We start from the raw sequence: 20,512 nt of genomic DNA, 5'->3' as shown, positions 1-20,512 counted from the left end.
CACATGCAAAGCGGCGTACGGATTACGGGTATTGGCATTGTTTCGGCCACCGGGTTGTCGGCGGAGGAAAACCTGGCATCGCTGACCGGATCAAAAACCGGCATCGGACTGGCGCGCCACCTGCCTGGCCATGAGGGGCTGCTGGCTGGTGAGGTCAAGGCTTCCAATGATAAGCTGAAGGCCATGCTTGCGCTGAACACTGCATACGTTTCCCGTACCTCGCTGCTCGGTATGCTGGCCGCCCGGGAAGCTTGGGGCAGTCACCGGCACAACCCGGAACTGCGCACAGGTCTGATTGCCGCCACGTCAGTAGGGGGAATGGATCGCAGCGAGTTGTTCTACAAAAACCTGGTCTCAGGTTCTGAACCGGATTATGCATTGCTCAAAACGCATGATAGCGGCAGTACCACCGAAAAAATAGCGGATTACCTGGGTATTCGGGGCTACGTCACCACCTTGTCCACAGCCTGCTCGTCAGGTGCGAATGCCATCATGCTCGGCGCGCGAATGATCCGCCAGGGCAAGCTGGACCGCGTGCTCGTGGGAGGAAGCGACGCGCTCACTTCGTTTACAGTCAATGGTTTTCGCTCGCTGATGATCTATGATGAGCAATGGTGCCGTCCATTTGACGAGTCACGTAGTGGTCTCAACCTCGGTGAAGGTGCTGCATTCCTGCTTTTGGAAAATGAAAAAAGCATTTCATTTTCCGGTGCAAAAACGCTGGCGCTTGTTACCGGCTGGGCTAATGCTGCTGATGCCTACCACCAGACAGCCTCCTCGCCGGAAGGTACCGGCGCTACGCTGGCGATTGGTCAGGCAATTGCACGATCCGGTGTGCCGCTATCGGGTATCAGCTACGTCAATGCGCATGGTACCGGCACGAAAAACAACGACCTTTCCGAGTCGGTAGCATTGAAAAACATCTTTGGAGACGCAGTGCCGGCGTTTAGTTCTACCAAACCTTTTACCGGCCATACCCTCGCAGCAGCCGGGGCGATCGAGGCGGTTTTCTGCGTGCAGGCTATTGCCAGCCAGCTTGTTTATCCAAGCCTCAACTTTCAGAACCCCATTGAGGAAGCTGGGCTTAAACCCGTCGCAGAGCTGCAAAAAGGAGTAAAGGTAGACGCAGTACTTTCCAACTCGTTCGGTTTTGGCGGTAATAATTCGTCCCTTGTTTTTTCCGCTCCTGCTGAGCAATAACCCGAAACCTCACACACCTTGGTATATCTTTCCGCCGCATCCACCATCAGTCACCAGCCCGCCTTCGGGAATCCGGGATTTTCGGATGCATTGGTACCATTGCAGGCAGGTTCGGCCCTTGTTGCACCCGATTACCGGCAGTATGTTGAGGCAGGGCTGCTCAGGCGGATGAGCAAGATCCTGCGAATGTCAGTGGCATGTGCCAAAGACTGTCTGCAGCAAGCCGGCACGGAGCAGCCCGGTGCCATCGTAGTGGGTACGGGTCTGGGTTGTCTGCACGACACCGAGAAGTTCCTGAACAATGCAACAACCATACAGGGATTGCTGCCGCCTACTGCCTTTATCCAGTCAACGCACAATACCATCGCAGGTCAGATTTCATTGAGTATCGGTAATCACGAGTACAATATGACGCACACGCAAAACAGCCTGTCTTTTGAAAATGCATTGCTGGATGCCATGCTCCTTGCTGAGGAAGGTACGACCGACATACTGGTCGGCGCTGCGGATGAATCCATAGAGCTGCTGGCTGATGTGGCTGCAAACCTGGGCTTTATGGATCAGGCTTTGCTTACTTCGGGCGCATCTTTTTTTGTTGTTACAAATCAAAAACCAGCCAATCCGCTGGCCGAAATCGTGGATGTTTTCAGTGAGGCAGGGGTGCGCGACTGGAAGGCGGCTACAAGCCAGTTTCTGGCGCAACATGCCTGGGAGCCGGATCAAACAGGCATGGTTTTGTTGCTTGCGGCAGGGATTGAGGAGTTAAATGAGATGAAAAAGCATTTTGCAGATATGGGCATCAGCCCAGCTCAATGCGTGAACCTGATTGACTATTCGGGCGTGTATCCTACGGCTGCGGCCTTCGGGCTGCATATGGCTGCCGACCTGATCCACAGTGGTCCTGCAAGCGGTAACATCCTGATTTGTAATAACCTGAACAAACATAATCTTGGCCTGATAGCCCTCCGTTCCATTGAAGCATAACTTTACCACATACACCTTTATTACTGTATTTGCACTCAGTGGTATCATCTTCTGGGAAACAGGCTTCGCCTGGTTGGTACTCACTTTGATTGCAGTGGTGTATTTCGGGCTGGTCAGCTACGGTGCCTTCAACATCGGCTCCAACTATTTTCTTAAATCGGTTAACAAAGGGGAGCGGCGCGCGATCGCACTGACTTTTGACGACGGCCCAGACCCGGTAACTACGCCCGACATTCTGGCAACATTAAAGCGGCATGATGTCCGGGCTGCGTTTTTTGTTATCGGAAAAAAAGCAGCGGCGTACCCGCACCTGGTCCGGCAGATTGATGAGGACGGGCATATCATTGCCAACCATTCTTACAGCCACTCGTACTGGATAGGTTTTTTTTCAAAAGACCGGCTTCAAAGTGACCTTGCCAAGTGTCGTGATGTAGTTTACCAAACCATTGGAAAAAAACCTGTATACTTTCGCCCGCCCTTTGGTGTGACCAATCCGAGGTATGCGGCAGTCATGGAGGAGCTCGGCCTGCAATCGGTCGGCTGGTCGCTGAGGAGCCTGGATACGCGCGCGTCCAACAAGTACCAGCTGATCAGCAGAATTTTGTCACGGCTTAAAAAAAAGGATATTGTTTTGCTGCATGATACCCTGAAAGTAACCGCAGAAAGTCTTGAAGACATTATTTTGCATTGTCAGCAAAAAGGAATCCGTATTGAATCACTGCCCCGCCTCATCAGGAAAGAAGCTTATGAACAAGATTAGCATATTGTTGCTCTGCCTGTTTGTCCATACAGGTTTGATGGCGCAAAATTTCCGGCCGGTAGCAGATCCGGAGAAGGTTTTGCAGGAGCTGAGGAAGACAGCCCAGGCCACCAGCTCCATCCGTGCTGCCTATACGGAGGAAAAGTTTCTTTCCGTACTGAAGACGCCGGAGCAGTCTTCGGGCCTGTTCTACTATCAGAAGAGTGATAAGATGCGGTGGGAGCAGAAGCTGCCCGTCAAATACGTCGTGCTGATCAACGGGGATAAACTGCGGATCGCGGAAAACGGGAAGGAAAAGAACACCGGCGCGGCGGGAAGAATGGCGGATCAGATTAAAAGTCTCATGATCGGGCTGGTCAATGGCGATTTTCAGGAAAACAAGGCTTTTGCATTGTCATGCGCCGAAAACGAGGCTCAGCATATGGTAACCCTTGTGCCGGCAAATCGCCGCATGAAAAACGTCTATGCAAAGATCACACTCGTATTCTCGAAAAAGACATCCCGTTTGAAGGAGCTGTCATTTTACGAGAAAAACGGTGATCACAGCGTGATGCACTTCCAGAATGAGGTTTTTAACGAACCCATTGACAATAGCCTGTTTTCGAATTTGTAAGTACCATATATAAGCTGCTCATGTTCCTTAATGACCTGTACGCAATCATCGGTCTCCGGTCAACGCCCGAAAAAATCACCTCCCGGATCAGGCTGGATGCCGGACATCCGGTTTATCTGGGGCATTTTCCCGGCGCTCCCGTAACACCCGGTGTCGTACAGCTTGCGATTGTCAAGGAAATCCTGGAACACTGCCTCGCCAGGGAGGTGCGGCTTAGCAACCTGCGTACATGCAAGTTTCTTGAGGTGCTCGATCCGGGCAGGTATCCTGAAATTACCTTTGACATACAGGTGAAAGTTGCCGAACAAATTCAGGTGAATGCCTCGGCTTCGAGCGGCGATGTAGTTTTTTTCAAAGCACAAGCAACTTATTTGTAACTCCCAATATCCTTTCAGTACTCAGCGCGACTCATGATGTTTAATTTTTTTCTATCTGGATTTTAAACAAATGACGCTCAAAGACATTCAATGCTGCATTGTAATACCTACCTATAACAATGAGGCAACCATCCGCAGGGTAATTGACGAAGCCCTCAAGTATGCCGACGGACAGGACATTGTGGTGGTAAACGACGGTTCGACAGACGGTACCCTGCTTATTTTGTCCACTTACGGAGTCAAGATACGGGTACTTCACAACGTCGAAAACCGGGGAAAAGGCTACTCCCTCCGGCGCGGGTTCAAGGAAGCGCTGATCCTGGGCTATGAAAATGTGATTACGATTGACTCTGACGGTCAGCACCTTCCTTCGGACATTCCCGTGTTTGTAGAGGCAGCTGCGGCACATCCGGGCGCGGTGATCATGGGATCGCGCAATATGGAGCAGGAGGGGGTTCCCGGGAGAAGCTCTTTCGGAAACAAGTTTTCTAATTTCTGGTTTAAGGTTGAAACGGGCATTACCCTGCCTGATACCCAGACCGGCTTCCGGCTGTACCCGCTCGGCCCGCTGCGCAAAACCCGTCTTTTTACAACCAAGTTTGAAACGGAGATTGAGGTTATCGTCAAGCTGGCCTGGAAAGACGTGCCGATTATCCCGGTCAACATCCATGTCATTTACGACAAAAATGAACGTGTCTCGCACTTCCGGCCGATCCGGGATTTTACCCGCATCAGTATTCTGAATACCTGGCTCGTCACCCTGACGCTGCTTTACTACCTGCCCAAGCGCATGCTGGGTACGGTAAAAAAAAAAGGATTGTGGCGGATGATCCGCGATGAAGCGGCAAAGCCGGGAGAGACCAGCCTGAGCAAGGCCCTCTCCATCGGCTTCGGCTTTTTTATGGGAATTTTGCCGATCTGGGGCTTTCAGTTGCTGGTCGGCATTCCGCTGGCTATATTTTTCAGGATGAACAAAGTGCTGTTTCTCGCCGCAGCCAACATCAGCATACCTCCCTGCATACCCATGATCATTTTTGCCAGCTACCAGTTTGGCAGGCTGTTCTACGATACCGGCGCGGCCCCTTCTTCTGCCCGAAACCTGACGCTGCAGTCCATTCATCTGAACTTTGTACAATACGTTGTCGGCGGTACGCTGCTGGCCTTTGCGGCTGGTATTGCCGGCTTCCTCCTTTCCTACGTGCTGATGGCCGTATTCAGGTCAAAAAGGCGGGTCGTAGCATAGCTCTTAATTTATTTCCTGCAATTTATTCTGCGAATAGGTATATAAATGAGTGTGATGGTATTGTCGCTCAGATGTGTCTGATGGTCAACCTGTTGCTTTGCTGGAACTTGATTCTGGCTGGTTTTTGTCTATAAAATTTTATAAAAAGTATACGAATCCGCCAAAAAATGGCCTTTTTCGATTTTGTTGTGAGGAGCCTTTCTCTATATTTACGAGAATTCATAGAACCTTTAACAAACATCGGAAAAGCACATGAGTAACATTACTTTCTTAGTACCGGCCCTGGGCGTCATCGGGCTGCTGGTTATGTTTTTCAAAAGAAGCTGGGTGATCCGGCAGGATGGTGGCAGTCCGGAGATGAAAGTCATCGCCGATGCCATAGCCGACGGTGCTCTTGCATTCTTAAAAGCCGAGTGGCGGGTACTCATTGTGTTTGGGATCATCGTCAGCATCTTACTCGGCTACTCAGGTACTCTTGTTCCAAATTCAAGCGCTTTCATTGGCATATCCTTTCTGATCGGCGCATTCATATCTGCGTTTGCCGGCTACATCGGCATGAACATCGCGACCAAATCCAATGTACGTACCACACAGGCAGCCCGTACAAGCCTGACCAAAGCGCTGGAAGTATCATTTACCGGCGGCTCGGTGATGGGAATCGGAGTTGCCAGCCTTGCGGTAATCGGTCTTGGTACCCTGTTTATTGTTCTGTATTCCGCATTCATCGGCGATAGTGCCGACGTCAATGGGCTGGCCATGGAGCGGGTACTCGAAGTACTGGCAGGATTTTCACTTGGTGCCGAATCTATTGCGCTTTTTGCCAGGGTAGGCGGAGGGATTTATACCAAAGCAGCGGATGTTGGTGCTGACCTCGTGGGTAAAGTAGAAGCCGGAATTCCCGAAGATGATCCCCGTAACCCGGCTACCATCGCTGATAACGTGGGTGATAATGTTGGTGACGTGGCAGGTATGGGCGCCGACCTTTTTGGTTCTTATGTAGCTACTATCCTGGCAACCATGGTACTCGGCCGTGAAATCGTGTCACAAGGCACAGACAACTTTGGTGGTATCGCACCCATTTTGCTCCCGATGGTTATTGCAGGCATTGGCCTGATCGCCTCCATCCTCGGTATGCTGCTGGTACGTGTCAGCAATGATCAGGGTGACGTGCAGGGCGCTCTCAACCGGGGCAACTGGGGCGCTATCATTCTTGTACTGATTGTCACCTACCCGCTGACCATGTGGATGCTGCCCGAAGGTGCGCTCACCATCCGCGGCGTTGATTTTACAGCCATGGATGTCTATTGGGCGATTTTGCTCGGTTCGGTGGTGGGTGCGATTATGTCGGGTGTTACGGAATATTACACGGCTATGGGCAAAAGACCTGTGCAGTCCATCGTCAATCAGTCATCCACCGGTCATGCTACCAATATCATTGGCGGATTGTCGGTCGGCATGGAGTCTACCGTCATTCCCACACTGGTACTGGCAGCGGGTATCTTTATCAGCTACGAATTCGCAGGATTGTACGGCGTAGCGATCGCAGCTGCCGGTATGATGGCCACCACTGCCATGCAGCTGGCGATTGATGCTTTCGGTCCGATTGCAGATAATGCGGGCGGTATCGCCGAAATGTCGCATTTGCCGGAAGAAGTACGGGGCCGTACCGACATTCTCGACGCTGTGGGAAATACCACTGCTGCTACGGGCAAGGGTTTTGCCATTGCCTCCGCTGCACTGACATCCCTGGCACTGTTCGCAGCATTTTGTGGGGTATCGGGCATCAGTTCCATTGATATTTATAAAGCCAATGTGCTGGCCGGCCTGTTTGTGGGTGCCATGATCCCGTTCATATTCTCCTCACTGGCGATTGCGGCAGTAGGTCGTGCGGCCATGAAAATGGTGGAGGAAGTTCGTCGCCAGTTCCGCGAGATACCCGGGATTATGGAAGGTACCGCCCGGCCCGAGTACGACAAATGCGTAGCGATTTCCACGCAGGCATCTATCCGCGAAATGGTAGCGCCGGGCCTCATTGCACTGATCGTTCCCGTACTCGTAGGCTTCCTGTTCGGGCCCGAGGTGCTGGGAGGTACGCTGGCAGGGGTGACGGTATCAGGTGTATTGATGGGGATTTTCCAGAACAATGCCGGCGGTGCCTGGGATAATGCCAAAAAATCCTTCGAAAAGGGAGCTGTCATTAACGGAGAAACATTTTACAAGAAATCAGAACCTCATAAGGCTGCGGTGACAGGTGACACGGTAGGTGATCCGTTTAAAGATACATCCGGACCTTCCATGAACATCCTGATCAAGCTGATGTCCATTGTATCGCTGGTGATCGCGCCGCACATTGGCGCAAAAAAGAGCGAAGTGGGGCATATGCCCGCTGGAAAAGTCGAAGTGGTGAAGGTACAGCCCGCGTTGAAAAGTTCTTCAAACGGTGCTCAGGCAACTTTCCCGGTGATCAGGTAGCTACCGGGATGCGGCCGGTTATTCAGGAATGGTTTTTTATCAAATAAGGTCGGCGGGCATAGGATGCCTGCCGACCTTTTATCAACAGAAAAAAACCGATTATGAAAAAGTTGTTTGTACTGGCCGCAATGATAGGATTGTCAACGGCAGCATTTGCACAGGATGCAACCCAGAATAAAGCCGATCAGGCTGTTTCAGAAACCAAAGCAGCAGGTAGAAAAGCCGGCAAGGAAGTGAAAAAAGATGCGAAGGTAGTAGGCGAAAAAACCAGGGAAGGCTACGATAAGGTAGAGGACGGAACGAAAAAGGGTGCTAAGAAAGTAGCCGATGGTACCGAAGATGCTTACGACGCCACGAAGAAAGAGGCGAAAAAAGCCAAAAAGAACATGAAAGAGAAAGTAAACGATTAGGATTTGCAATCTCCTGAACAAAATCCCGGCTGAGGCCGGGATTTTTGTTTGATAATGTGAAAACATTGCACTTATCAGGAGCGTGGAACTTTATGGAAATCAGGGGCCGTTAACATGGAGTAGCATTTCTACGCCATGAACCGTAAAAATTACTTCTTTATAATCCTGATCCTCGGATCACTTGCCACAGTCAGTCCGTTTTCCATTGACATGTATCTGCCGGGCTTTCCCCGGATTGCGTCCGACCTCAGAACATCCATTGACAAAGTACAGCTCTCGCTGACAAGTTACCTGATCGGTATATGCCTCGGGCAGTTGCTCTATGGTCCTTTGCTCGACCGTTTTGGAAGAAAAAAACCATTGTACGCGGGATTGTCGCTGTATGTACTGGCGTCTTTCGGATGTGCAATGACATCGTCCGTAGAAGCTTTGATTCTGATGCGTTTCTTCCAGGCAATGGGAGGATGCGTGGGACTTGTGGCTTCGCAGGCATTGGTTAGCGACTTGTTTGATAAAGACAAAAGGGCTGAGGTATTCTCGCTGATTACGCTGGTGATCGCCGTTTCACCCATGATCGCACCAACGATCGGCGGGTATGTGACGGCCAGCATAGCCTGGGAGTGGGTCTTCATCATCCTTGCCGGGATTGTCTCGCTGATCATCGGCGCGATCTACTTCTTTCTGCCTGTTGGCAGGGGTGCGGACAGCAGTGTTTCGCTTCGGCCAGCTGCGGTGCTGAACGGGTATCTTACCGTGAGCCGGCAGCCACAGTTTATGATTTACACCCTTGCCGGCGGACTTGCCACCGCAGCGCCTTTTGCCTACATAGCAGGTTCATCGGATGTTTTCATGAACATTTACCACGTAACTGAGCAGCAGTACGGGTGGATTTTCGCATTTCTGGCATTTGCGATGATAGGTTCTACCCAGCTCAACCATGTGCTTCTGAAGAAGTTTACCAGTGAGCAGATCATCCGGTTTACGCTTTGCTACCAGACGATCGTAGGCTTGGTTCTGGTTACCGGCGTGTACAACCAGTGGTTCGGGCTGTATTCGCTGATCGGTATGATGTTCGTGTTTCTCTCGGGGCAGGGACTTACCGGGCCCAATGCCTCCGCGCTTTCACTTGCCCCATTCAGGAAACATACCGGCAGTGCTTCGGCCCTGATGGGCAGCTGGCGGATGGGTGCAGGCGCGGCTATATCGGCTATTGTCAGCTTTTTACATAACAACACCGCTTTGCCTATGGTCGCCATGATGGCTTTCTGCTCTGTCGGCGGGCTTATTATTTTGCACGCAGGAAATGTAATTGTGCGTCATCAGGCGAGTCGTCGTCAGGTAGAGGACGAAGTCTCGGTACTGCTCTGATATTTACGGCAACGTACGTACCGCCTCGAAAATCATTTCAATAAAAGCTTCCCTGTCAATCTCGTAAGCTACCTCTGCATTCGGCTTCATGCCCAGCACATCGTAAAAGTCTACCACGGTTGTACCCCTTGTCAGCAAGCCGTGCGTTTCTACGGCTACATAGCATGATTTTGTTTTAAAAATTTCCGGCCGCGTGAGCCACGCGATAGCACAGGGATCGTGCAGCGCAGCGCCTCCATGGAGTTCGGCCCGGTGAGCCCGGTAGAACACGGAAAAGAAATCCATCAGATCGGCAACCACCCGGCCGGTTTGATTCCCCAGCTTTCTGAAAGCGTCAATATCTTCCTGAAAAACCAGCGCCTGGTGGGTCACATCCAGCCCGCACATGGTAATGGGTACACCCGATTGAAAAACGATGGCCGCGGCTTCCGGATCGCAAAACACGTTGAACTCAGCAAGTGGCGTCATGTTTCCCCTGAAAATTCCGCCGCCCATTAATGAAATACGGTCAATTTTATTTTTCAGGTGCGGGTAGGAGAGTAGCAGGGCTGCAATGTTCGTGAGCGGACCGGTAGGTACCAACGTTACTTTTTCGCTGCTGCGCGTCAGTATTTTTACCATGCCTTCCACTGCACTTTCAGATTGTTCGCGGAACGCAGGCTGCGGAAGCGACGGCCCGTCGAGCCCAGTTGCTCCATGCACAAAGTCAGCGATCACGAGTTCGCGGAAGATCGGTTTTTCGGCCCCGCGGTACACCGGCACATCGGCACCGATCAGCGTGAGTATTTTCAGTGCATTGTTGACGGTTTTTTCCTGGGTCTGGTTACCGGCAGATGTGGTCACGGCCTTCACATCAAACCTTCCGCTTCCGAAAGCCAGCATCAGCATGAGGGCGTCATCGTGTCCCGGGTCACAGTCGATGATTACGGGTATCTTGTCCATTGTCGATCAAAAATTCAAAGTTCGAATGTGCCTGAACATGCAACTTTACCGGTCCACCAGGATTCCCAACCCATAATGGAGTGGATAATTGTACAGCTTTTGCCGGGTTGTCCTGGCAATATCCTTCACAGCACGCCTTACCTCGGGAAAACTTTCCGTATCATGAAATAACGTACAGCTGCTGTGCTGCGCTGCCCAGAGTCCGCACTCGTAAGTCTCGTCGTAATGATGTACAATATCCACATGAGCGAGATCATACCGGGTATGGTCGGTATGTATCCAATCACGGTAATCGCTTTTGATCAATCTGATATTACTATATGGCGCCAGTCTCTGGCTTGTCTGCTCGTAATGCTCCGATTTGTTGGCCGTATGCTGATCTCCCTCAAACGTATCCACGCCAATCACTGAACTGAAATAATTGGCAAAAACAACTGTCGAAAAACCAAACTCAACACCAAATTCAATGCACTTGTCATTTTTCAGGTTGAAACGCTTCATAATATCCGGTATGATCAGTTCCAATCCTTTCCAGGCAGAAACGATGTCGAGCGATTGATTTGGCTCCTGCAGGAAGCGGGGTGTGTAAGGTTTGATGTCTGCTAGAAAATTGTTGCGGATGTAGGTTTTTATTCCCATGTTTTTGTTCACTTTTATAAAAGACACGGTGGTAAGTTACACGATCAGTTGCAGCTTTCCCTTATTTCCTGCAGGCTGTCCCGGCCAAATTTTTTTAACGGAAAACCTATGCTTGTAAGTCCGGGTGTGTCCATGTTGTAAATAGGCAGGCAGCTACGCAACTTTTTGTAGAATTAATTAGTTATATTGGATATTACTATTAATATATTTGTAGTGTATTTAAGGCATCACAAACTATGCATACCAGGTATACAATTCTTCTCGCCGCGCTGATTATCAGCTTCACCGGCAAAACACATGCGCAGGGTACTATCTCAACAGACCGGAATGCACCCGCCGGTATGGTTACTTTTGGTTCGTCCATTACTTCGGGCGTGCTGGGTACCGGCAAGTTTATCGACGGCTATGTCAAAAAGCAAGGCGATAATGCATTCATTTTCCCGGTGGGTGATAACGGTAATTTCAGGCCGTTTTCCGCAGCCGCATCCGATATTTCGGGTGCCTACTATGGTGTCGATGCCGGCGTGGCGGTTACCAGTAATCCCGAAGGCGGCAACTATGCGGTACTTCCCGCAGGCGGACCATTCAAGACATCCTCACTGGGCTCGGGACTAAGTGGCGTAAGCAAGAAAGAGTACTGGGATATTAATGGGTCAGGTACCACGCGGATTACCCTGACGTGGAATGCTGCCAGCGATGTGCAGAACCTCACTGCCGGCCGGGGCATTGCCAAGCTTACGATCGCCGGCTGGAATGGCAGTCAATGGATCATTATTCCATCCACTTACGATGTCACGTCGGTTTTGGGTGGAAATACCACAGCATCGGCGGGCTCGATCACTACCAATGCCAGTCTTACACCGGACAGTTACAATGTATACACCCTGGCTGCGGTATCAGATGGTCCGCTGCCCGTGACATTGGTGAGTTTCACAGCCGCTGTGCAGGAGCAATCGGCTTACCTGCAATGGGTTACCGCAACTGAATTTAACAGTGACTATTATGATGTAGAACGAAGCCAAGACGGAAAAGTCTGGAATGCGCTTGGTAAAGTGGACGCGCGCGGCTCCGGAAAAGGGCAGCTGCGGTATGATTATACGGATCATGCGCCTGCCTCAGGTGCCAACCTGTACCGCCTCAAAATGGTGGATCAGGATGGTACATTTGCTTACAGCCGCATTATCTCCGTGGACTTCGGATTGGGCGAGCTCGCCATTTTTCCGAACCCTGTGTCTGACGTGCTCTTTGTCAAAGGTGTGAATGCTTCTGATTTGCGGCAGCTGACCCTGACGGATCTGAATGGCAGGACGGTATATACGAGCAAGCAACTGCCTGCATCCGGCCTCGATATCCGCCACGTTGCCAAAGGTCTGTACTTTGTGAATGTGGTACTGAATGACGGAACTGCCAAATCATTCAAAGTGCTGGTCCGTTGAGCTACTTCCGCTGGGTAATCACCACATTGTAAATACGCGCTTCCTCAACCACCGCGGGATTGTGGGAGCAGATAAAAGGACCTACCAGCACTTTTTCGCCCAGATTTTCCATCCGGTGAGAGCCGACCAGCTGCAAAGGAGCACCCTTGGCTGCGGCTCTCATCGTGTATTCATTTCCAGCGCGTTGTATTTCAATGGTTTGGACGTTCTTGTCCTTGCTGAATATTTCATCTTCCGGGTCACGCATCTTTTCACCCTTGGCGATGCGCCACTGCAGTACTGTTAGCCCGTCGCCATGAAGTACTGCACTGAGGTGTGAGGCATCACCTTCGGCAGATTCCCTCACCATCCAGCCTGTTTTCCGGTGTGGATCTGTTCCCTGGCCTGTAAATTCAAAATCGGCTCTGACTGTGAAGTCACCCTTCATCTCCCGGAACAAATACTGAAACTCATCCCGCTCAAACCAGATGTTGTAGCCGGCACCTTTCATGAAATAAGTTTTACCCGCAGCATCATAGCGCGAGCTGCCCGCAAGTTTGGGGTGACCTACATCCGTACTTTTTTCAAACTGGCCGATTTTAGAGGGGGCAAAGCTGGTAAATGCTGCTGCCAGGAGCAATAAGGAGCGCGTAAAATGGTGTTTCATAAGCATTTTAACCGGATGTAAATTGATACGAACAGCATAGAGCAGGACAGTTGCCATCATGCTTGTTGACTATATTGTCCCAATAAATGTACATTTTTTTAATTAATTAGTTATATTGATTAAAAGACTGACGAGTTCCTGAACCCGCTATGATGGTATTAAAGAAATCGTTTCCCGTATTGGTGCTGCTTTGGATTGGCCTTGTACTTTTTCAAAGCTGTGACAAAGCTCCGGCAGGTCGTTCGGCCGACAAGCTTCCGAAAGAGGTGAGCTATAATTTTGATATCCGGCCCATTTTGTCGGATAAATGCCTGGCCTGCCATGGTCCGGATGCCAACAAACGTGAGGCCGGCCTGCGCCTCGACGACCCGAAGAGTGCATTCAGTGCTTTAAAGGACAGTCCGGGTGCACATGCCCTGGTAGCGGGCAAGCCCGAACTATCACAAGCGTACCTGCGCATTGTATCCGAGGATACAACCCAGTTGATGCCGCCGCCTGCCTCCAATCTCAAACTCACTTCACGGGAAATTGCGCTGATCGAAAAGTGGATTAAACAAGGTGCAAAATATGAGAAGCACTGGGCTTTCGTGGCTCCTGCAAAGCCCGCCCTGCCGCACGTTGAAAAAGCCGACTGGCCCAAAAACGAGATCGACTTTTTTGTTTTGCAAAAACAGGAAGAAAAAGGGCTTGCACCCAATGAGGAAGCAGACCGGGAGCGACTGCTGAAAAGGCTGAGCCTGGACCTCACCGGATTGCCCCCCACCTTGCAGATGATGGACGAGTTCATGGGTGATAAAAGTCCGTCTGCCTATGAAAAGATGGTGGACAAGCTGCTGCTGAATCCTGCGTACGGTGAAAAAATGGCGATTCACTGGCTCGACCTCGCACGCTACGCCGACTCGCACGGCTACCAGGACGATGGTTACCGCACCCAGTGGCCCTGGCGTGACTGGGTGATTCATGCTTTTAACAAAAACATGCATTACGACGACTTCGTGACCTGGCAGCTCGCAGGCGACCTGCTGCCCAATGCCACGAAAGAACAGCTGCTCGCGACGGGTTTCAACCGCAACCATAAGATTACCGAAGAAGGCGGCGTCATACCGGAAGAATACCGGGTCATGTATGTCACTGACCGGAATGATATGTTTGGCAAAGGGTTACTCGGCGTCACCATGGAATGCGCGCATTGCCATGATCATAAGTACGATCCGTTTTCGCAGAAGGAATACTACCAGCTTTTTGCGTTTTTCAATAATGTCAGCGAGGTAGGGATTGAGTCGGTGATCGGCGGGCCGGAGACTTACGCCAAGCGCCCGCTCATGGAGATCTCCAATGACGATGTGAAAAGCATTCTGAATTTTGTAAACAAACCCGATACCAATCGTCTGATCGTATCTGTCATGGGCGACCTGGATACAACCCGGAAAACCTATATTCTGCAAAGAGGCGTGTATGACGCGCACGGAGACGAAGTGCAGGCAGGTACCCCGGCTTCCATCCTCCCTTTTGACTCCCGGTACCCAAAAAACAGGCTGGGACTTTCTAAATGGCTTTTTGATAAACGTAACCCATTGACATCGCGGGTGTATGTCAATATCCTCTGGCAGGAATTCTTCGGCAGGGGTATTGTCAAAACGTCGGGTGATTTCGGGATGCAGGGTGAGCTGCCTACCCATCCTGCATTGCTCGACTGGCTCGCCGTCGATTTTATGGAGCATGACTGGGATGTAAAGAGGCTGGTCAAAATGATGGTGATGTCGGCTACCTACCGGCAGTCTGCCGTACTCACCAAAGACAAGCTGGCTGTGGACCCTGAAAACGTTTTCCTGGCCCGCGGAGCGCGCTACCGCGTGCATGCGGAACTTGTGCGTGACCTGGTACTGGCCAGCAGCGGATTGCTGAACAAGACTATCGGCGGTCCGAGCGTCAAGCCCTACCAGCCGGCCGGACTTTGGGAGGGTGCTACTTCGGGTCGCGGATTACTTTCCGTTTACAATCAGGACCATGGCCAGAGCCTGTACCGCCGCGGTATGTATACGCTCATCAAACGCACGGTACCACCGCCTACGATGGGCATTTTCGACGCCAGTAACCGTGATTTGTGTGAAGTAAAAAGACTGAAGACCAATACGCCGCTGCAGGCTTTGGTCATGATGAATGACCCGACCGTACTGGAAGCCTCCCGCGTGCTGGCTTCCCGCCTTACGCAGGAAAACAGCGGTGCCCGCCAGAAGATCAGCAAGGCATTCCGCATGATCGTATGCCGCACGCCGTCGGACAAAGAATTGGAGGTACTCGAAACCTACTACCAGAAAGAACTGAAAACCCTCAGTCCGCAGGCTGCTGACAAGATGCTCTCAGTAGGTGAGTACCCGCTGATGCGCAATGTTGATAAACGTACAGTCGCAGCGATGATGCGCGTCATTTCAACGATTTACAATCTCGAAGAAACCATCACCAAATCATAGCGGCCTTGGTCGTGCACTGATCATATGGAAAAGGAAATCCTAGAACATGGCTTCAATTTCAACCGGCGCCGTTTTCTGTCGACGATGAGCCTGGGTATCGGCAGCGTAGCCCTGGGTTCGCTGCTCATGCCCGACCTGCTCAGTGGTAAAGGTATGGACGATGACGGCCTGGCACCCGGCATTCCGCATTTCGCCCCCAAAGCGAAGCGCGTTATTTACATGTTTCAGAATGGCGCTCCGTCGCAGCAGGAACTCTTTGACTATAAGCCTAAGCTGCGGGAAATGTTCGGGAAGGAAATTCCGCCCTCCGTGCGTGGTACCCAGCGCCTGACAGGAATGACGGCCAACCAGGCTTCTTTCCCGCTTGTGGGTTCTTTTGTTGACTTTAAACAATATGGCCAGTCGCAAGCCTGGGTAAGCAACCTGCTGCCGTACACATCCAGGATCGTGGACGACATCTGCATTGTGCGCTCCATGTACACGGAGGCCATCAACCACGACCCGGCTCTTACGTTCCTGCAAACCGGCTCTCAGCAGGGAAACCGGCCCAGTATGGGCTCCTGGCTGAGCTATGGGCTTGGAAATGAGAATAAAAACCTGCCGAACTTTACCGTGTTGCTATCACGCGGCGTGGGCAATGGGCAGGGGGTTTATTCCAAATTATGGTCCAATGGCTTCCTGGATTCGGTACACCAGGGTGTGCAGTTCAGTAAAGGCGAAGATCCTGTACTATACCTCCGTGATCCCGAAGGTATGAACCGGCACGAACGGCGCGAGATGCTCGACAATCTGTCACAGCTGAATGAATTGTCGTACCAGGAGTTTGGTGACCCCGAAATTGCAACCAAGATCAAGCAGTATGAAATGGCGTACCGCATGCAAACAGCGGTACCCGAGGTTATGGATCTCTCCAAAGAACCGGACGACATTATCAAGCTTTATGGTCCTGAATGCCTTGTGCCGGGCACTTATGCAGCCAACTGCCTGCTCGCCCGCAAGCTTTCCGAAAATGGGGTCCGCTTTGTGCAGCTGTACCACCAGGGTTGGGATCAGCACGGAAACCTGCCTTTTGAAATTACCAAGCAGGCGATGGACGTAGACCAGGCATCGGCCGCATTGGTCACCGACCTTAAACAACGTGGCCTGCTGGACGAAACGCTGGTGATATGGGGCGGGGAGTTTGGACGTACGAGTTACACTCAGGGCAAGCTCACTACTGAAAACTATGGTCGTGATCACCATCCGCGTTGCTTCACCATCTGGATGGCCGGCGGGGGCATCAAGCCGGGCATGGTATATGGAGAGACGGACGAACTCGGCTACAACATTGCCAAAGATCCCGTGCACGTGCATGACTTTCAGGCTACGATCCTGCATCAGCTCGGGCTTAATCACGAAAAGCTGACCTTCAAGCACCTTGGCCGCCGGTACAGGCTTACGGACGTATCCGGCAAGGTGGTGAATGACATCATCGGCTGATTTATTTCAATTTTTCACTTCAACCCGTCGGGCGTTTAATGCATGTAAGGTTCCGGGCTTTGGCAGAGCAGCTGCTGGTAGCCGCTAATGTTTTTATACTTTTTCTCCTGATTTTTGAGCAAAAGCTGGTGATTCCGGCCTGGCTGCAGACGATTGGCAGGATGCACCCGCTGATCCTGCATTTCCCGATCGTGATCCTGCTCCTGGCCATGCTGCTGGAATTTTTCCGCTTTAAGCCGGAGTATGCGACCAATGCTTTTTACAAAAACTTCCTGCAAAACCTGCTGCTGGTGGGCGCACTGCTGGCGGCCATAACCGTAGTGATGGGCCTGTTTTTGTCGCGGGAAGAGGGTTATTCGGGCGATACGCTCAACTTTCACAAATGGACGGGTGCCGGCATTTTCTTCCTGGCGTCTGTCATTTATTGGGTGCGTAATACCAAATGGTACCGGGCGCCTGCCGCCCGACTGGGTGCACTCGGTACGATTGCGGGCCTTGTCATGACTGGCCACTATGGTGCGGCGCTTACCCACGGAGCTGACTTTATATGGGAACCGGTCCTGGCACAGCAGGAACAAAATGCCGTCTCTATTGAAAATGCGGCCATTTACGCCCAGGTAATACAACCAATCCTTGACCAGAAATGCACAACCTGCCATAATCCCGGCAAGATCAAGGGCGGGCTGGTGCTCACCGACCCGGAAAGCATCCGGAAAGGCGGTAAAACCGGAAAGCTCATCATTGCCGGTAATCCTGCCATGAGCCTGCTTTTGCAGCGCGTGCATCTGCCGCAGGAAGAAAAGAAGCATATGCCACCCGCTGGCAAAACACAGCTTACGCCTGATGAAATTACCTTGCTTTCGCTGTGGGTTAAGCAGGAGGCCAGCTTTAAGTCCAAAGTCACGGACCTGCCTGCCGGTGACTCGCTGCGCTTGCTGGCAACCCGCTATCTTGGCGGCGGGTCAGTGAAAGAAGAGGCTTTTGACTTTGCTGCGGCCGATGAAGAAAAGATCAATGCATTGAACACAGACTACCGGACCATTCTTCCGCTGGCACGCGAGTCTCCTGCACTGGCAGTTAACATTTACAATAGTTCGGCATTCAATGCTGCCCAGCTGGAAGACCTGGGCGATATCAAGGAGCAGATTGTTTCTTTAAACCTCAACAAATTACCCGTCAGGGACGCCGACTTGAAAACCATCGCACGTTTTGTAAACCTGCGCAAGCTCGACCTTAACTTTACCGATATTACGGGTGCCGGTCTCAGGCAACTGGCTTCCCTTCCACATTTGCACAGTCTTACCTTATCGGGTACGAAAGTCACGTTTGATGATCTGAAAACATACCTGCCGGGGTTCAAAAAGCTGAAAACAGTGACGGTATGGGATACCGGGCTCACAGGCGAGCAGGTTGCCCGGCTGCAAAAGCAAAACAGGCAAATGGAAGTGATCGGAGGCTTCCGCGACACGGGCGGAACTCCTTTAAAACTGAATCCACCCCAGGTAAAGAATGCCTCCGTGATCTTCGGGAATGTGCTTGCACTCGACCTGCAGCACCCGATCAAAGGAGTGGACATCCGCTTTACAACAGATGGCTCCGAGCCGGACAGCGTGCATTCATCCCTATTTGATCATAAAACAACATTTGTAAAAAGTCAGACGATTAAGGCGCGGGCTTATAAAAACGGGTGGCTGGGCAGTGATCCTGTGACTTTCAGCTTCTATAAAAGTGCCTACAAGCCGGATACCATCAGTCTGGCGGCACCTCTGAATGCCGTGCACCAGGCAGAAGGAGCGCGCACATTCTTTGACCATAAACTGGGTGTGATCGGGGCCAATAACCCGGCCTGGGCCAATAACTGGGCCGGGGTACGCAACAATGATATGGTTTTTGTATCGGAGTTCAAAAAGCCGGTGGCACTCTCGTCAGTGGGCGTGCATTATATGGTGGAAGAAGCGACGGGTATTTTTCCGCCTCAATCCGTCGAGGTTTGGGGAGGGGCTGATGCAAAAAGCATGAAGCTGCTCACCACATTCAAAGCTCAGATGCCGGTCAAAGGCGAGGCCCCGTCACTCCGGACGGCGGAAGGTTCATTCAAAACCCAAACCATATCCTGCCTTAAGATCGTGGCCAAACCCATTGAGAAGATCCCCGCCTGGCATCCCTCCAAAGGAAACCGCGCATTGCTGCTCGTGGACGAAATGTTCCTGAACTAGGCTTTACTGGTGCGCCGCCACATTTCGGCGCATGCGCGTGCATTGTGGTAGGGACATTTCCAGAAGTTGATTTTGTCGCCTTTTACAGGAGTACCATCCGATTTGACAGTGCCAAACCATTCCCCCTTGTCTTTGTCGATGAACTTTGTGACAATATAGTCCCAGCTTTTTTCGGCCTTGCGCTTGTACCCGGGATCTTTGGTGAGCTGGTATGCATTGTAAAATCCCACCAGCTGCTCGGCCGCTACCCACCAGCTCCGGTCGGTTTGCAAGTGCTTTGTTGCAGGATCAAATTCATAGTTCAGGGCACCGTCAGGGCTGAGTCCCTTGCTGGCGGACGTGGCCATTGCAATGGATTTCTGCTTCATTTTCGTGATCAATTCCTCGTCTTTCAGGATTTCGGCTGTTTCAAACAGCAGCCAAGAAGCCTCGATATCATGCCCGAATGAAATAATATGATCCTTCGGCTTCCATTGTTCATCAAAAAACAGCTCCATACTTTCCGTTTCAGGATTGACAATATGCGTAATGATCGCATCGAGCATATGGGCCGTCTGCGATTTGAGCTTTTTATCGGGCCATACGGTGTACAGGTTCGTGTAGGCTTCCACAAGGTGGAGGTGCGTGTTCATGCTCTTGATCCACGGACTTTTACTCAATATAAAATCGTCCGTCGCTGACCAGTCACGTGCAAATGCCTCCCGGTAACCACCATTCACAGGGTCAAATGCATGCTTTTCGATCAGTGTAAATAATTCCCGTGCTTTTTCCAGGGCAGGAGGGTAGTTGGTGACGCGATAGTACTCGCTCAGGCCATACATCGCAAATGCATTTCCGTAAATCTGCTTCCGGGTATCTGCGGGCGAGCCGTCTGCATTTACCGACCAGTATACACCTCCGTGTTCGGGATCAAAAAAGTTTTTGGCAAGCTGCTGGTAGGCGCGGTCGGCCAGGGTCAGATACTTGTGCTCGCGAAGCAGGCGGTGCGCCAGGGAAAATGTCCAGAGTATGCGCCCGGTCAGTACGACCGATTTGGCAGCATCCTTGATGGGCTGGTTTTCATAATTAACCTGACCATAGTAACCGCCCTTTTCCATATCAGGGGCATGTTTTTCCCAATATTCCAGGATATTTATAAACTCTTTTTTAAATGCCTCCGGGGTAAAAGCCGCCATGTTCTTCGCTGTTTTACAGGAAAAGAATGCGGCCTTTTAATCATACTTATAGGTGTGTTTGTGCAACCGGGATGTAATGTG

The 20,512-nt window shown here is 51.4% G+C and carries 17 protein-coding genes; 13 read left to right on the top strand and 4 right to left on the bottom strand.

Annotated elements, in window-relative coordinates:
- Window positions 1–3 precede the first annotated feature (3 nt).
- The 9 genes from HWI92_RS08485 to HWI92_RS08445 all read left to right on the top strand — a co-directional run bounded on the left by HWI92_RS08485 (window position 4) and on the right by HWI92_RS08445 (window position 9,427).
- Window positions 4–1,200 carry a beta-ketoacyl-[acyl-carrier-protein] synthase family protein gene (locus HWI92_RS08485; protein WP_204662704.1) on the top strand — a complete coding sequence of 399 codons (1,197 nt, stop codon included), beginning with the start codon at window positions 4–6 and terminating at the stop codon, window positions 1,198–1,200.
- 18 nt (window positions 1,201–1,218) lie between these two features.
- Window positions 1,219–2,184, top strand: coding sequence for a beta-ketoacyl synthase chain length factor (locus tag HWI92_RS08480; RefSeq protein WP_204662701.1), 966 nt, complete (start codon window positions 1,219–1,221; stop codon window positions 2,182–2,184).
- Entirely contained in the window at window positions 2,174–2,944 is a 771-nt protein-coding gene (locus tag HWI92_RS08475; protein ID WP_204662698.1) for a polysaccharide deacetylase family protein, read from the top strand. The genes HWI92_RS08480 and HWI92_RS08475 overlap by 11 nt, the downstream gene beginning before the upstream one ends.
- Window positions 2,931–3,557 carry a flexirubin biosynthesis/transport protein LolA2 gene (lolA2, locus tag HWI92_RS08470; RefSeq protein ID WP_204662694.1) on the top strand — a complete coding sequence of 209 codons (627 nt, stop codon included), beginning with the start codon at window positions 2,931–2,933 and terminating at the stop codon, window positions 3,555–3,557. The genes HWI92_RS08475 and lolA2 overlap by 14 nt, the downstream gene beginning before the upstream one ends.
- A 20-nt stretch (window positions 3,558–3,577) precedes the next feature.
- Window positions 3,578–3,934 (top strand): ApeI family dehydratase, encoded by a 357-nt coding sequence (locus HWI92_RS08465; protein WP_204662692.1) that lies wholly within the window; start codon window positions 3,578–3,580, stop codon window positions 3,932–3,934.
- 70 nt (window positions 3,935–4,004) lie between these two features.
- Window positions 4,005–5,177, top strand: coding sequence for a DUF2062 domain-containing protein (locus HWI92_RS08460; RefSeq protein WP_204662690.1), 1,173 nt, complete (start codon window positions 4,005–4,007; stop codon window positions 5,175–5,177).
- A 252-nt stretch (window positions 5,178–5,429) separates the two neighbouring features.
- Window positions 5,430–7,649 carry a sodium-translocating pyrophosphatase gene (locus tag HWI92_RS08455; RefSeq protein ID WP_229249151.1) on the top strand — a complete coding sequence of 740 codons (2,220 nt, stop codon included), beginning with the start codon at window positions 5,430–5,432 and terminating at the stop codon, window positions 7,647–7,649.
- 101 nt (window positions 7,650–7,750) lie between these two features.
- The gene (locus tag HWI92_RS08450; protein WP_204662688.1) at window positions 7,751–8,059 is read left to right on the top strand and encodes a hypothetical protein; all 309 of its coding nucleotides are present in this window, start codon (window positions 7,751–7,753) and stop codon (window positions 8,057–8,059) included.
- A gap of 135 nt (window positions 8,060–8,194) precedes the next feature.
- The gene (locus HWI92_RS08445; protein ID WP_204662686.1) at window positions 8,195–9,427 is read left to right on the top strand and encodes a multidrug effflux MFS transporter; all 1,233 of its coding nucleotides are present in this window, start codon (window positions 8,195–8,197) and stop codon (window positions 9,425–9,427) included.
- Between the two features lie 3 nt (window positions 9,428–9,430).
- On the opposite strand, the gene HWI92_RS08440 is transcribed toward HWI92_RS08445, so the two are convergent.
- Both HWI92_RS08440 and HWI92_RS08435 read right to left on the bottom strand, forming a co-directional pair.
- Window positions 9,431–10,369: a nucleoside hydrolase gene (locus HWI92_RS08440; RefSeq protein ID WP_204662684.1), complete on the bottom strand. Its 939-nt coding sequence runs from the start codon at window positions 10,367–10,369 to the stop codon at window positions 9,431–9,433.
- Window positions 10,370–10,414: 45 nt separating this feature from the next.
- Entirely contained in the window at window positions 10,415–11,008 is a 594-nt protein-coding gene (locus HWI92_RS08435) for a class I SAM-dependent methyltransferase (RefSeq protein ID WP_204662682.1), read from the bottom strand.
- A 236-nt stretch (window positions 11,009–11,244) separates the two neighbouring features.
- On the opposite strand from HWI92_RS08435, the gene HWI92_RS08430 reads away from it, so the two are divergent.
- A complete protein-coding gene (locus tag HWI92_RS08430; RefSeq protein ID WP_204662680.1) occupies window positions 11,245–12,444 on the top strand; it encodes a T9SS type A sorting domain-containing protein in 1,200 nt (399 codons plus the stop codon).
- Between the two features lies 1 nt (window position 12,445).
- Here HWI92_RS08430 and HWI92_RS08425 read toward each other — a convergent pair whose 3' ends face one another.
- Window positions 12,446–13,090: a hypothetical protein gene (locus HWI92_RS08425; protein WP_204662678.1), complete on the bottom strand. Its 645-nt coding sequence runs from the start codon at window positions 13,088–13,090 to the stop codon at window positions 12,446–12,448.
- A 152-nt stretch (window positions 13,091–13,242) separates the two neighbouring features.
- Between HWI92_RS08425 and HWI92_RS08420 the strand changes: the two genes are divergently transcribed.
- The 3 genes from HWI92_RS08420 to HWI92_RS08410 are packed head-to-tail and all read left to right on the top strand — an operon-like array spanning window position 13,243 to window position 19,256.
- On the top strand, window positions 13,243–15,561 hold the full coding sequence (locus tag HWI92_RS08420; protein ID WP_204664398.1) for a PSD1 and planctomycete cytochrome C domain-containing protein: 2,319 nt from the start codon (window positions 13,243–13,245) through the stop codon (window positions 15,559–15,561).
- Window positions 15,562–15,585: 24 nt separating this feature from the next.
- Window positions 15,586–17,040, top strand: coding sequence for a DUF1501 domain-containing protein (locus HWI92_RS08415; RefSeq protein WP_204662675.1), 1,455 nt, complete (start codon window positions 15,586–15,588; stop codon window positions 17,038–17,040).
- Between the two features lie 38 nt (window positions 17,041–17,078).
- Window positions 17,079–19,256: a c-type cytochrome domain-containing protein gene (locus tag HWI92_RS08410; protein WP_204662672.1), complete on the top strand. Its 2,178-nt coding sequence runs from the start codon at window positions 17,079–17,081 to the stop codon at window positions 19,254–19,256.
- On the opposite strand, the gene HWI92_RS08405 is transcribed toward HWI92_RS08410, so the two are convergent.
- A complete protein-coding gene (locus HWI92_RS08405; protein ID WP_204662669.1) occupies window positions 19,253–20,431 on the bottom strand; it encodes an AGE family epimerase/isomerase in 1,179 nt (392 codons plus the stop codon). The genes HWI92_RS08410 and HWI92_RS08405 overlap by 4 nt on opposite strands.
- Window positions 20,432–20,512 lie beyond the last annotated feature (81 nt).

The sequence above is a fragment of the Dyadobacter sandarakinus genome (assembly GCF_016894445.1).
In the GTDB taxonomy this organism is placed as follows: Bacteria; Bacteroidota; Bacteroidia; order Cytophagales; family Spirosomataceae; genus Dyadobacter; species Dyadobacter sandarakinus.
Note: the sequence above shows the minus strand (reverse complement) of the source record. Positions and strands in the feature narration are given on the sequence as shown.